The organism is Undibacterium sp. JH2W (assembly GCF_049340425.1).
In the GTDB taxonomy this organism is placed as follows: domain Bacteria; phylum Pseudomonadota; class Gammaproteobacteria; order Burkholderiales; family Burkholderiaceae_D; genus Undibacterium.
Genome location: NZ_JBMPOT010000004.1, coordinates 165,863 through 178,366, shown reverse-complemented (window position 1 = coordinate 178,366; position 12,504 = coordinate 165,863). Strand labels below are relative to the sequence as shown.

General features: G+C 51.3%; 13 protein-coding genes. 3 read left to right on the top strand and 10 right to left on the bottom strand.

From position 1 onward, the window contains the following. Nucleotides 1-52: 52 nt before the first annotated feature. The 7 genes from holA to ACO0LC_RS07165 form a co-directional block, all read right to left on the bottom strand. Nucleotides 53-1,072, bottom strand: a complete 1,020-nt coding sequence (gene holA / locus ACO0LC_RS07195; protein WP_423001967.1) for a DNA polymerase III subunit delta — start codon at nt 1,070-1,072, stop codon at nt 53-55. 1 nt (nt 1,073) lies between these two features. Then, entirely contained in the window at nt 1,074-1,583 is a 510-nt protein-coding gene (gene lptE / locus ACO0LC_RS07190) for an LPS assembly lipoprotein LptE (protein ID WP_423001966.1), read from the bottom strand. A gap of 61 nt (nt 1,584-1,644) precedes the next feature. Then, nucleotides 1,645-4,272, bottom strand: coding sequence for a leucine--tRNA ligase (gene leuS / locus ACO0LC_RS07185; protein ID WP_423001965.1), 2,628 nt, complete (start codon nt 4,270-4,272; stop codon nt 1,645-1,647). Between the two features lie 144 nt (nt 4,273-4,416). Then, complete coding sequence (locus tag ACO0LC_RS07180; protein WP_423001964.1) at nt 4,417-4,860, bottom strand: ExbD/TolR family protein; 444 nt, start codon at nt 4,858-4,860, stop codon at nt 4,417-4,419. A gap of 37 nt (nt 4,861-4,897) precedes the next feature. Continuing rightward, nucleotides 4,898-5,554 (bottom strand): MotA/TolQ/ExbB proton channel family protein, encoded by a 657-nt coding sequence (locus ACO0LC_RS07175; RefSeq protein WP_423001963.1) that lies wholly within the window; start codon nt 5,552-5,554, stop codon nt 4,898-4,900. A 52-nt stretch (nt 5,555-5,606) separates the two neighbouring features. After that, nucleotides 5,607-6,413, bottom strand: a complete 807-nt coding sequence (dapB, locus tag ACO0LC_RS07170; RefSeq protein ID WP_423001962.1) for a 4-hydroxy-tetrahydrodipicolinate reductase — start codon at nt 6,411-6,413, stop codon at nt 5,607-5,609. A 6-nt stretch (nt 6,414-6,419) separates the two neighbouring features. Beyond that, nucleotides 6,420-6,950, bottom strand: a complete 531-nt coding sequence (locus ACO0LC_RS07165) for an outer membrane protein assembly factor BamE (protein WP_423001961.1) — start codon at nt 6,948-6,950, stop codon at nt 6,420-6,422. A 111-nt stretch (nt 6,951-7,061) separates the two neighbouring features. Here ACO0LC_RS07165 and fur point away from each other — a divergent pair, with 111 nt between their 5' ends. Further along, nucleotides 7,062-7,490: a ferric iron uptake transcriptional regulator gene (gene fur / locus ACO0LC_RS07160; protein WP_423001960.1), complete on the top strand. Its 429-nt coding sequence runs from the start codon at nt 7,062-7,064 to the stop codon at nt 7,488-7,490. Nucleotides 7,491-7,562: 72 nt separating this feature from the next. Here the strand turns inward: fur and ACO0LC_RS07155 are convergent, their stop codons facing one another. From ACO0LC_RS07155 to ACO0LC_RS07145, 3 genes are read right to left on the bottom strand one after another with little or no spacing between them, the layout of a single operon-like run. After that, on the bottom strand, nt 7,563-7,946 hold the full coding sequence (locus ACO0LC_RS07155) for a response regulator (RefSeq protein ID WP_423001959.1): 384 nt from the start codon (nt 7,944-7,946) through the stop codon (nt 7,563-7,565). A gap of 58 nt (nt 7,947-8,004) precedes the next feature. After that, nucleotides 8,005-9,024 carry a heat-inducible transcriptional repressor HrcA gene (hrcA, locus tag ACO0LC_RS07150; RefSeq protein WP_423001958.1) on the bottom strand — a complete coding sequence of 340 codons (1,020 nt, stop codon included), beginning with the start codon at nt 9,022-9,024 and terminating at the stop codon, nt 8,005-8,007. 44 nt (nt 9,025-9,068) lie between these two features. Then, nucleotides 9,069-9,755 carry an HAD family hydrolase gene (locus ACO0LC_RS07145; protein WP_423001957.1) on the bottom strand — a complete coding sequence of 229 codons (687 nt, stop codon included), beginning with the start codon at nt 9,753-9,755 and terminating at the stop codon, nt 9,069-9,071. A 75-nt stretch (nt 9,756-9,830) separates the two neighbouring features. Between ACO0LC_RS07145 and ACO0LC_RS07140 the strand changes: the two genes are divergently transcribed. Both ACO0LC_RS07140 and recN read left to right on the top strand, forming a co-directional pair. After that, nucleotides 9,831-10,724, top strand: a complete 894-nt coding sequence (locus ACO0LC_RS07140) for an NAD kinase (RefSeq protein WP_423001956.1) — start codon at nt 9,831-9,833, stop codon at nt 10,722-10,724. A 126-nt stretch (nt 10,725-10,850) separates the two neighbouring features. Next, nucleotides 10,851-12,497, top strand: coding sequence for a DNA repair protein RecN (gene recN, locus ACO0LC_RS07135; protein WP_423001955.1), 1,647 nt, complete (start codon nt 10,851-10,853; stop codon nt 12,495-12,497). Nucleotides 12,498-12,504 lie beyond the last annotated feature (7 nt).

The window sequence follows — 12,504 nt, the reverse complement described above, 5'->3', positions numbered from 1 at the left end:
TCCGGTTTGATAAACCGCTTGCTATCAGTATCAGGTGCGGGCCAAACTGCAGTTATGCTGCTTTTGCCACTCTCAAACCCAGCTGTAATAAAGCATCCCAGGGGTCTCCTGCAAATGCCTTCGCTCGTAAACCTTTTACCATCTTATCGACCTGCGATGCCTCTTGCAGTGCAGCCCGCAAATTTGCCAGGCTGACGCGGCGCAAGGCGGGGTCCATGAGTTTTTCTCGCGGGCCCCAGATGCGGTATTCTTTCAGCAAGGCTGACAAGGGCCTGCCCTGTGCCATGCCAGATTTCAGTTTCAGCAAGGTACGTATCTCTTCTGCCATGGCCCACAAAACCAGCGGCAGGGCTTCGCCCTCACCTTTCAAGCCATTCAGCATGCGCACCAGTCTGGCGACATCACCGGCCAGCATGGCTTCATTGAGCTTAAAGACATCATAGCGCGCTACATTCAGCACCGCATCATGGATTTGTTCAAAACTCAGTTTGCCGGGCGGATGCAGCAAGGCCAGTTTCTGGATTTCCTGATGGGCGGCCAGCAAATTGCCCTCTACCCTGTCGGCAATGAAATCCAGGCTTTGCCTGTCTGCGCTTTGCTGCTGCAAGGACAGGCGCATACTGATCCAGCCTGGGAGTTGATTGCGCTCTACCAGCGGGATATCAATATACACCGCGCTTTGCTGCAAGCTGCCTACCCAGGCGGCTTTTTGCGTAGCCCAGTCCAGCTTGGGCAAGGTGATCAAAGTCAGATTATCAGGCGACAAATTTGCCACATAGTCTTGCAATGCCTGGCCACCATCCTTGCCAGGTTTGCCGGTAGGGATGCGCAAGTCTATAAGTTTTTTATCGCCAAACAGGGATTGCGACTGGTTCGCTGCCAGCAAGGCTCCCCATTTGAAGCTGCGCTCTACCGTCAGTATCTCGCGCTCGTAAAAGCCCTGCGATTTTGCTGTACGGCGTATCTTGTCTGCGGCTTCCAGCGCCAGCAAATGCTCATCACTGGTGATCACATACAGTGGCGCCAGTGTTTTCGCCAGATGGCCATCAAGGGCATCGAAGCGTAATTGCATATCAGTCGTCCATCTTTATAACAGCCAGGCGACGCATGATTTGCTGCACCAGGTCACTTTGCATATCACGGTACAGCAAGACTTCTTCTGCCTCTTTCGCCAATACCTGGGTTTCATTAAAGCTGATATTACGCTTGAGCTGTATGTCTACCGGTTCCAGATATTCCTTGCCTGCGTTGTTGCGGACACGGAAACGGAAGTTGTAGATCAAATTGTATTCACGCACACGGCCCTGGCTATTCAGGGACAGGATTTGCTTATCCCTGGTTTCTGCCAGCACATCCAATATCACCTGAGCTTCCTTGGCGTCAGATGCGATCTGGGTTTGACCATTGGCACGGATCTGGCGGCGCAACTCGCCGCCTAGGGATGAAGCCTCGGGCAAGCCTATAAAGATACTCTTGAATGGCAGCGCCACCGGGCCACGCAGGGCAAAACCACAAGCTGACAACAACATGATGGACATGATGGCTGCCAGCCATTGCAGACGCTTTACATAATTTGCTTGCATGCGGTTTTCCCTGTTACCAATACAACGATTAAACTTTTAAACTGATTTTCAACAACAATCTTCAGGCAACGATATTGACCAGTTTGCCAGGCACGATGATGACTTTTTTCGGTGTGCCTTCGATAAACTTTTGCACACTTTCATTCGCCAGTGCCGTCGCTTCTATAGTCGCCTTGTCAGCATCCTTGGCAACCTTGATGCTGCCGCGCAGTTTGCCATTGACTTGTACCATGAGCTCGATTTCATCCTGTACCAGGGCGGCTTCATCGACCAGCGGCCAGGGTGCATCAATGATTTCACCGAGTTCTGTGGCCAGGCCCAGTTCCTGCCACAAGGCATGAGTGATATGCGGACATACCGGATACAAGCCACGCAGCAAGATGCTAAAGGCTTCGCGCAAAGCTGCTGCGCTGCCTTCGGCTTCTGACTTGAAGGACTCTATGGTATTCAACAACTTCATGGCACCAGAGACTACCGTGTTGTATTGCAGGCGCTCATAATCGGCATCGATCTGCTTCAATGTCAGATGCACTTCACGGCGCAGGGCCTTGACCTCATTGGCATAAGCAGCAGGCGCAACATTACCTGAAGCAATCGTGCCAGATAATTTCAAGGCAGAAGCCCACAAACGACGCAGGTAACGCGATGCACCTTCTACACCACTATTGCTCCATGCTGCACTTTGATCTGGAGGACCGGCAAACATGGTGAACAGGCGTGCTGTATCGGCACCGAACTGTTCGATAATGTCTTTCGGTTCGACCACATTGTTCTTGGACTTGGACATCTTTTCTATGCCACCCATTTGCACAGGCTGGCCATCGCTTTTCAGCAAGGCAGAAATTGGACGTCCCTTGTCATCATGCTGGACTTCGATTTCATTCGGATAGAACCAGATTTTCTTGCCACTGACATCTTCACGATAATAAGACTCATTGAGCAACATGCCCTGGGTGAACAGGTTTTTGAAAGGCTCGTCTATCTTGACCAGGCCCAGGTCACGCATGGCCTTGGTCCAGAAGCGTGCATACAGCAAATGCAATACCGCATGTTCTACACCGCCGATGTACTGGTCCATCGCCATCCAGTAGTCATTGCGCTCATCGACCATGGTGGTTGCATCAGGGCAGGTATAACGCATGAAATACCAGCTAGAATCAACGAAAGTATCCATGGTGTCAGTTTCGCGCTGTGCCGGGCTGCCGCATTTAGGGCAAGGCACATTCAGGAAATCTTCACGGTGTTTCAATGGATTGCCAGAACCGTCAGGGATGCAGTCGGTAGGCAAGACCACTGGCAAATCTTCATACGGCACAGGCACATCACCACAGCTGTCGCAGTGGATGATAGGGATAGGTGTGCCCCAGTAGCGTTGACGGGAAATACCCCAGTCACGCAAGCGCCAGGTGGTTTTCTTTTCGCCCAGACCTTTACCAACAAGGTCATTAGCCACTGCATCAACCGTGGCTTTGAAACTCAGGCCATCATATTTGCCAGAATTGACGGTGACGCCACGCTGTTTGTCGCCATAGGATTCTGCCCAGGCATCCGTCGTGAAGCTTTCGCCTTCAATCGCTACAACTTGCTTGATGGCGATATTGTATTTTTTTGCGAACGCAAAATCGCGTTCATCATGCGCAGGCACGCCCATGACGGCGCCATCGCCATAAGTCATGAGGACATAGTTACCAACCCAGACTTCGACTTGCTCGCCAGTCAGCGGGTGAGTAACGAAGAGGCCAGTCGGCATGCCCTCTTTTTCCTTGGTCGCCATTTCCGCTTCTGTCGTGCCACCGGCTTTGCAGACTTCGATGAAGGCTGCCAATGCGGCATTATTCTTTGCTGCCAGCGTGGCGATAGGATGTTCTGCGGCTACTGCGCAGAAAGTCACGCCCATGATGGTGTCAGGACGGGTAGTAAACACATACATCTTGCCGTCTTGTACCAGCGCGCCAGTTTCATCAGCGATCTGGTGTGGGAAAGCAAAGCGCACGCCTTCGCTCTTGCCTATCCAGTTGCGCTGCATGGTACGTACTTGCTCAGGCCAGCCATCCAGATCATCGATGCTGTTCAGCAATTCGTCTGCATATTGGGTGATGCCAAAATAGTAGCCAGGAATCTCGCGCTTCTCTACCAGAGCGCCAGAACGCCAGCCGCGGCCATCGATGACCTGCTCATTCGCCAGCACGGTTTGATCGATAGGGTCCCAGTTGACGACCTGGGTTTTTTTATAGGCAACGCCTTTTTCCAGCATCTTCAGGAACAGCCACTGGTTCCAGCGATAGTAATCAGGGTCGCAGGTAGCGACTTCACGCTTCCAGTCAAATGCCAGGCCCAGGGGCTGCATTTGCGACTTCATGTCTTCGATATTCGCGTAAGTCCATTCTGCTGGTGATTTTTTATAGGCAATTGCAGCATTTTCTGCTGGCAAGCCAAATGCATCCCAGCCCATGGGCATGAGGACGTTATAGCCCTTCATGCGTAGCTGGCGCGCCAGCATGTCATTGATCGTGTAATTGCGCACGTGGCCCATGTGTAGCTTGCCAGATGGGTAAGGCAGCATGGAGCAAGCGTAATACTTGCCTTTAGGAAAACGTGGATTATTTTCTACTGCCGTATAGGCATCGATCTTTTTCCAATGGGATTGCGCCGATTGTTCGACGTCAGAGGGCGTGTATTTTTCTTGCATGGCGTAAGCAGAAGTGGAAGCGAAAATGACTCAGAACCTTTGATTATAACTGGTTCAGGCACATTATTGAGGAAAGCCTTGCTGAGCAAGGCCAGGAGCATGCTTTGACGGAGGGCATCAGCACTTTTTCAAGCGCCTGGATGATCAAGGCTTTTTAGCTTGCTTGCTGTCAGTGACGAAAGAGATTTTTGCCAGTCCCTGGGATTGAGCCGCCGCCATGACCTTGGCGATAATTTCATAACGGGTAGCCTTGTCAGCACGCAATTGTATCTCGGCCTGCTTGTTCTTTTTCGCCTGTGCAGCCAGTTTGGACTCCAGTTCTGTCATCGCCAATACCTGGTTGTTCCAGTACAGGATGCCATCCGCATCGAAAGAGATGCGCACCGTGTCCGCCTGCTCTGGCGCGGCTTCTGCCTGCGCCTGTGGCAAGTCCAGCTTGACCGCATGCGTCATGAAGGGGGCTGCGATGATGAAGATGACCAGCAAGACCAGCATCACGTCAACCATGGGCGTGACATTGATATCCGCCATAGAAGTCAAAGGGCGGGAAGAAGATTCGCGTGGCGTATGGAATTGACCGAATGTCATCTGAATATTATCTAGTCAGCAAGATATCAGGACTTGCTCATGTCTTGCTCATATGTGCATGCAAGTCAAAGGCAAAACCATCCAGCTCTGCCAGGGTAATGCGGTTGATGCGGTTAAAACCGTTATAAGCCAGCACAGCAGGTATCGCTACCAGCAAACCCAGGGCAGTCATGATCAAGGCTTCGCCGACCGGCCCGGCCAGTTGGTCGATTTGCACAACGCCGTTCGATGAGATAGCCGTCAAGGCACGGTATATGCCCCACACCGTTCCCAGCAAACCCACGAAAGGTGCAGTTGCGCCGACTGAAGCCAGAAAACTCAGGCCGGTTTCCAGTTTAACTGTCAGCCCCTGCAATTCCTGGCGCAGGCTGCGTGTCAAAATTTCACTAATCCCGGCATTGGCAGACAAGGTAGTACTACGCTGCGCAGTGTCACTGGCAGCATGAGCTGCATCAGCCAGGCTGATAAACACCCTGGACTGATCCACCTGGCGCAGGGATGACAAGGCATCCGCCAGACTGGGGGCTCGCCAGAAAGAACGCAGGGCAGGTGCAGCCTTGCGGATACGCCAAAAGCTCCAGGCCTTCATCAGTATCAGCGTCCAGCTGAGCACCGACATCAGCAATAATAGCCAGCCAACCAGATGCCCCATGGCATCGGCCTGCTCCCAGTAATGTGCAATTGCAGAATTCATGTAGGGTTTATCTTTGTACTATTTTGTACTGTTTTGTACTATTGCAGACTGATTAACGAAAACCCAACACATCATACATATCAAACAAGCCGGTAGACTTGTTCTGCAAGAAACGGGCGGCACGCAGGCTGCCATGGGCGTAAGTCACGCGACTGGAAGACTTGTGGCTGATTTCCACACGTTCACCTATGCCTGCAAACAAGACCGTATGATCGCCGACGATGTCACCACCACGGATAGTGGCAAAACCTATGGACGATGGATCACGCTCGCCAGTCACGCCTTCACGGGCAAACACGCCAACTTCGTTAAGGTCACGGCCAAGAGCGTCGGCAATGACTTCACCCATTTTCAGGGCAGTACCGGAAGGAGCATCTACTTTGAAGCGGTGATGGGCTTCGACGATTTCAATGTCATAGCCCTCGGCAAAGCTTTTGGCAGCCATTTCCAGCAATTTCATGGTCACATTCACGCCCACACTCATATTGGGTGCAAACATGATGGCTGTTTTTTCTGCTGCAGCGGCAATCGCTGCCTTGCCTGCCTCGTCAAAACCTGTCGTGCCTATGATGAGCTTGATGCCATGTGCAGCACAATATTCCAGATGTTTGAGCGTGCCTTCAGGACGGGTGAAATCAATCAGATAATCCGCATTGGCCAGACCAGCAGCCAGGTCAGCAGTAATGCTGACGCCAGATGGCTTACCCAGGCCAGCCGCCGCATCCGTACCCAGGGCTGGTGAAGCAGGCACGTCCAACGCGCCTACCAGGACCATATCATCCGCATTGCTGATCGCTTCGACCAGCATCTTGCCCATACGACCGGATGCTCCGGCCACAGCGATTTTCAGTGCAGTCATGTTAATTTATTTCTCTTTTTTCTTGGGCGCATCAGTTTCCACTACCGATTGCACACGGTTCAGGCCCAGGGCAGATTCTGTAATGCGGGCAAGATATTCTTTTTCATTCGGCAAGTTACCGCCTTCGAACTTGGCTACCGTACCATTGGTAAAGTACACCGATACCCGGCTGGTAATGCGCTCGCCATTTGGTTTGGTCAGGCGGAAAGGATAATCCCAGCGGTCTTCATGGAACATATCTGTCAACAAGGCCGTGCCCAGCAAGAAACGCACTTGTTCGCGTGTCATGCCTTCTTTTAATTGCGCAAGCATTTCCTGGGAAACGAAGTTACCTTGCTGTATGGAAACACGATAAGGTGAAATAAATGCCAATACCTTGGCGAAACCGGTAGGCTGTACCACTTGTGCACCATCAGTACCGCTTGGTGTGCCAGAAGTTGCATATACTGAAGTCTTGTCAGCGGATGACAATATACCCAGCGGTGACGTACATCCAGCCAAAGACGCCAGCAAAACCAGGCCCGCTACGCGGCTCATCTTCTTCCGTGTTACTTTTGAAAACAACAGTTGCATAGATAACCTCTTAATTGAGCAACAAGCCCTAAAACCCGATATCATAAAGCAGATAGCAATTTTTTGATCGAAAACATGACAAACAGCACCCCCAACCTCAAGGCCAGCGGTCTGAAAGCCACTCTGCCCCGTCTGAAAATCCTGGAAATCTTCCAGAACAGCCGGGTCCGTCATCTGACAGCAGAAGATGTGTATAAGATCCTGCTGAATGAAAATATGGATGTCGGCCTGGCAACGGTATACCGTGTGCTGACCCAGTTTGAACAGGCCGGCCTGTTACATCGCAATCATTTTGAAACTGGCAAAGCCATTTTCGAACTCAATGAAGGCTCGCACCATGACCATCTGGTTTGCCTTGATTGTGGCCGTGTCGAAGAATTTTATGACGAAGAAATTGAGCAACGCCAGCAAACTGTGGCCCTGGAACGCGGTTTCAAGATTGCCGAGCATGCGTTGGCGATCTATGGCAATTGCACCAAGCCAAATTGCGAGCATAAAGCCTGAACCAGGCTCATGACCACACCAAACTGCCAGGCGTAAAGAGATTTTTCACTCATTACCTGCTTATACGCCTGCTTATTTATTGATCTTGGCGATCACTGATGCCACGGTATCAATGATTTTTTGGGCATTGAATGGTTTCAGGATATAGCCATGTATGCCATTTTTGACAACCTCAGAAATGGTTTCCTGATCCTTATTTGCAGTGACCATCAATACCCTGGCGTCTGGAAGCAATTCCCTGATACGCGGTAAAATTTCCGTGCCGCTGATTTTCGGCATGACTATGTCCAGCATAATCAGGTCAGGCCTGAGTTTCACCGCCAATTCCAGTCCCGTGCCGCCGTCTGTCGCTTCACCGGCGACGTTATACCCTTCGCTGCGCAATATAACCCTGAGCACCTCGCGGGTCACATCATTGTCATCAATCAATAGAATCTTTGCATTTTTCTTTTCCATAGCAATCCTGTATTCGTATCAACGTCTGATAAGCTGCTTTGTCAATTCAAATCCGGCCTTATTGACTTAATGCATTAGATAATAATTTTGCCGTAATGTCCACGATGGGAATGACTCTTTCATAAGCCATGCGGGTTGGACCTATGACACCAAGGGTACCAACGATCTTGCCATTGATATCGTAGGGCGCTGTGACTATGCTCATTTCTTCCATGGGCACCAGTTGTGATTCGCCACCTATGAAGATTTGCACCCCAGTCGCCTTGCTGGAGACATCCAGCAATTGCATCAGGCTGCTTTTTTGCTCAAACATATCAAATAATTTGCGCAAAGATCCCATATTGGACGACAAATCCTGCACATTCAGCAGATTGCGCTCGCCCGAAATGACAACTTCATCATTATCTTCGTCCATGGCATTGCTGCCTGCTTCCACCGCAGTTTGCATGAGCCTGGTCATATCATTTTGCAATTGCCGCAGTTCACTATTGATACGGGTGCGTGCATCAGTGAAGCTGAGGCCGCCGAAATTCTGGTTCAGGTAGTTAGCCGCCTGCACCAACTGGCCAGGGTTGTAATCCACATCCGTTAGTAACAATCGGTTATGCACTTCACCGCCGGGAGCAACAACTACCAGCAAGATACGTTTTTCCGACAGGCGCAAGAACTCCACCTGCTGGAAAATGGATTCGGTGCGTGGCGTCATGACGACACCGGCAAATTGTGACAGCGAAGATAAAATCTGCGCCGCATTGGCGATCAGTTTTTGTGGTGGCTGTGATGCCATGCCTGATTGCAGGCGTGATTCCAGCCCCACCTCGCTGATCTCTTGCACAGTAAGCAATTTATCAACAAATACGCGATAACCTCTGGGAGTAGGTATACGACCAGCAGAAGTGTGTGGGCTGGCCACGAAGCCCATTTCCTCGAGGTCGGCCATGACATTACGTATCGTCGCTGGTGATAATTCCAGGCCGGATATTTTGGACAAGGCACGGGAACCCACGGGCTGGCCGTCAGCGATATAACGCTCGACCAGGGCTTTTAATAAAGTTTGTGCGCGGATATCTAGTTGCATGGTTTCATTTTATGCGTTCATGACTGACATGAACATAAAAAAATTCATAGCCATAGGGTCAGATCATGCAGATTGGCAAATTCTGCATCCGGCTTGATATGCAGATGGCGCTTATCTTCAATTTTTAAACCCTGGCGGTTCATCCAGCCAGCTTTCAAACCTGCCTGTTGCGCACCTTGTACGTCTAATAACAAATCATCGCCTACATAGAGGACCTCTGCTGGCTCCAGGCCCAGCTCCTGGCAGGCGGCCAGGAATATCCTGGGGTCGGGCTTGGCACAGCCAAAACGAAAAGCGGCGATAGACACCTTGAAGTGATGCGCCAGGCCTATTGCCTGCAAATCGGCAAAACCATTTGAGACGGTACCCAAGAGCAGTTTTTCCTGCAAAGCCTGTAAAGCCGGTTTGACATCGCTATACAAATCCACTTTGTTTCTGGCATCGGCAAATACCGCCATGGCCTGGTCTGCCTTTTCGGCGGTGAGACCATACTCGTCAAACACCTGGCTCAACAAGGTATGACGCAAGGCCCATAAATCATATTGAAAACGCGGATCGCTGACGACCAGCAAGTTACGGCGCTCGCGTAATTTTTCCACATTGTAATTTTGTGCAACGACAGGCGCATGTTCATGCATCCACTGCTGCAAAACTGCTTCAGCATGGCGTATCACCGGCGCAACCGGCCACAAAGTATCATCCAGATCCAGTAAAACTGCTTTAATTGTCATAAAGAGCACTCATTCCATTCATTCTTGCCCTAATTATGTTCTAATCTGAGGCATCATGTCACCTCACCCTTGTTTATGACAGTTCAGGCTAAAACCATCGCACTTGTTGGAAAACAAAATGCTGCAGGCATTGCAGACTCGATCACCGAACTGGCTCACTTTCTCGCCGATGCAGGACATTATGTCGTCATAGAGTCAGACACAGCGCAATACTTGCAACTAGAGCGTTTCAACAGCATGCCTGTGCCCGAGATAGGCAAGCTGGCCGATGCCGCCATCGTACTGGGCGGTGATGGCACCATGCTGGGGATAGCACGGCAACTGGCCCCCTATAATGTTCCCTTGATAGGTATCAATCAGGGTCGTTTGGGTTTTATCACCGATATTGCGCTCGACCGCATGATACCCGTCATCACCGAAATGCTGGATGGCAAATATGTGTCCGAACGCCGCAGCCTCTTGCAAGCCATCGTCACTCGTGATGGCAACCAGATTTTCAGCGGCGTAGCTTTCAATGACATCGTGGTCTCGCGTGGCGCCGGTTCTGGCATGGTGGAATTGCGCGTCGAGGTGGATGGTCATTTTATGTATAACCAGCGCTCGGACGGTCTTATCGTCTCAACGCCGACAGGTTCAACTGCCTATGCCCTGTCTGCTGGCGGCCCCTTGCTGCACCCCAGCTTATCGGGTATTGCGATGGTGCCGATTGCCCCGCATGCCTTGTCGAACCGGCCCATAGTCTTGCCAGACAGTAGCGAAATCGTTATCACCATCGTGGCCGGGCGTGATATCAGCCTGAATTTTGACATGCAGAATTTTGCCAGCCTGCAGCATCAGGACAGGATTATCGTCAACCGTTCTGCTCATACGGTGACCTTTCTGCATCCTCCCGGCTGGAATTACTACAATACCTTGCGTGAGAAATTGCACTGGAATGAATATCCTTCGGTAGAGGGTGCGCTGAATTAAGCTTTAGTTTTAGCCCACTCTTACGAACACAGAAGTCACAGGCAGTTGCTAGAATAGCGATTTCGCTATGCTGGCTGATGCTGTCCGGCACCGTTTTCTTAACAAATTCCTTCATGTCTGCCCATTATGTTGCGCACGCTTGCCATACGAGATTTTGTCATTGTTGATACGCTGGAACTTGAGTTTTCTTCTGGCTTCAGTGTACTGACCGGTGAAACCGGTGCTGGTAAATCCATCCTGATTGATGCCCTGACCCTGGCCCTGGGTGGCCGTGGCGATGCCAGCATGGTACGGGAGTCAGCCAGTAAAACCGATATCAGTGCAGAGTTTGCTGTCAATGAGATACTCGCTAACTGGCTGAAGGAGCATGAATTCTTTGACCAGGATCAACCGCTGATCTTGCGCCGTACCATAGACAATGCCGGTCGCTCCAAAGCCTGGATCAATGGCATCACTGCCACCGCAGGACAATTGCGTGAAATTGGCGATATGCTGGTCGATATCCATGGTCAGCATGCGCATCAGTCTTTGTTGAAAACCGAGGCGCAACGCGATTTGCTGGATATGCAGAGCGGCTTGCAGGAACAAGTGGCTGAAGTTGGTTTGCGTTATCGTGCATGGCGTAATATCAGCAAGCAACGCGAAGAATTTGAAACCAATGCCAAGAGCGTCTTGCAAGAACGTGAGCGCCTGGAATGGCAAGTCGGCGAACTCGATAAATTGCAGATCAAGCCCGGTGAGTGGGAAAGCATCAGCCAGGAGCACAGCCGCCTGGCCCATGCCGCCAGCCTGCTGGAAGGTGGGCAAGAAGCTGCGGCACTGATTTCTGAATCCGAACATCCAGTCTTGTCGCAACTGACAGCCATACAGCAAAAGCTATTGAAACTACTGGATTATGATGGCGCGCTAAAACCAGTCACCGATGCACTGGAATCTGCTTGCATTAATTTGCAGGAAACCACTTATGCGCTCAACGATTACCTGAGCCGCACCGAGCTTGACCCTGCCCGCCTGCGCGAAGTGGAAAATCGCGTAGAGGCGATACACACTACAGCCAGGCGCTTCCACGTTGCACCAGAAAAGCTGCATGAAGAATTTGCCACTCTATCTGCGCAACTGGCTCAATTATCAAATGCGACTGACATGGATGCCCTGAAAGCACAGGAAGAAAAAGCCAGACAGTCTTATTTGCAACTAGCACAAAAACTCAGCAAGACCAGGCAACAAGTCGCCCAGGATCTGGGCCAGGCAGTCACCGCTGCCATGCAAGACCTCAGCATGGGTGGTGGCAGCTTCTCAGTTGCCTTGAACCCGGTTGAACCAGCCGCCTATGGTTTGGAGCAAGTGGAATTTCTGGTCGCCGGTCATGCCGGGGTGCAGGCAAGACCGCTGGCCAAGGTCGCCTCGGGCGGTGAACTGGCGCGTATCTCGCTGGCGATCTCTGTCATCACTTCTTGCGCCACAGCCACCCCTACCCTCATATTTGATGAAGTCGATAGCGGCATAGGTGGTGGCGTGGCGGAAGTGGTGGGACGTCTACTGAAGCGACTGGGCCAGGACAGGCAAGTCTTGTGCGTCACCCATCTGCCGCAAGTCGCCAGCCAGGCCAATCAACACTTCCAGGTCAGCAAAGCCAACCTGAATGGCAAAACCGTGTCACAGATAGAAGCACTCGATAATAAACAAAGAGTAGAAGAAATCGCCCGTATGCTGGGTGGCATAGAAATCACCGCGACTACGCGCAAACACGCCAGAGAATTATTGGCATCTTAAGAAAATA

Bases quoted from the DNA above. Each gene is read 5' to 3' on its own strand.
- holA (WP_423001967.1), bottom strand. From the start codon at position 1,072: ATGCAATTACGCTTCGATGCCCTTGATGGCCATCTGGCGAAAACACTG.
- lptE (WP_423001966.1), bottom strand. From the start codon at position 1,583: ATGCAAGCAAATTATGTAAAGCGTCTGCAATGGCTGGCAGCCATCATG.
- leuS (WP_423001965.1), bottom strand. From the start codon at position 4,272: ATGCAAGAAAAATACACGCCCTCTGACGTCGAACAATCGGCGCAATCC.
- ACO0LC_RS07180 (WP_423001964.1), bottom strand. From the start codon at position 4,860: ATGACATTCGGTCAATTCCATACGCCACGCGAATCTTCTTCCCGCCCT.
- ACO0LC_RS07175 (WP_423001963.1), bottom strand. From the start codon at position 5,554: ATGAATTCTGCAATTGCACATTACTGGGAGCAGGCCGATGCCATGGGG.
- dapB (WP_423001962.1), bottom strand. From the start codon at position 6,413: ATGACTGCACTGAAAATCGCTGTGGCCGGAGCATCCGGTCGTATGGGC.
- ACO0LC_RS07165 (WP_423001961.1), bottom strand. From the start codon at position 6,950: ATGAGCCGCGTAGCGGGCCTGGTTTTGCTGGCGTCTTTGGCTGGATGT.
- fur (WP_423001960.1), top strand. From the start codon at position 7,062: ATGACAAACAGCACCCCCAACCTCAAGGCCAGCGGTCTGAAAGCCACT.
- ACO0LC_RS07155 (WP_423001959.1), bottom strand. From the start codon at position 7,946: ATGGAAAAGAAAAATGCAAAGATTCTATTGATTGATGACAATGATGTG.
- hrcA (WP_423001958.1), bottom strand. From the start codon at position 9,024: ATGCAACTAGATATCCGCGCACAAACTTTATTAAAAGCCCTGGTCGAG.
- ACO0LC_RS07145 (WP_423001957.1), bottom strand. From the start codon at position 9,755: ATGACAATTAAAGCAGTTTTACTGGATCTGGATGATACTTTGTGGCCG.
- ACO0LC_RS07140 (WP_423001956.1), top strand. From the start codon at position 9,831: ATGACAGTTCAGGCTAAAACCATCGCACTTGTTGGAAAACAAAATGCT.
- recN (WP_423001955.1), top strand. From the start codon at position 10,851: ATGTTGCGCACGCTTGCCATACGAGATTTTGTCATTGTTGATACGCTG.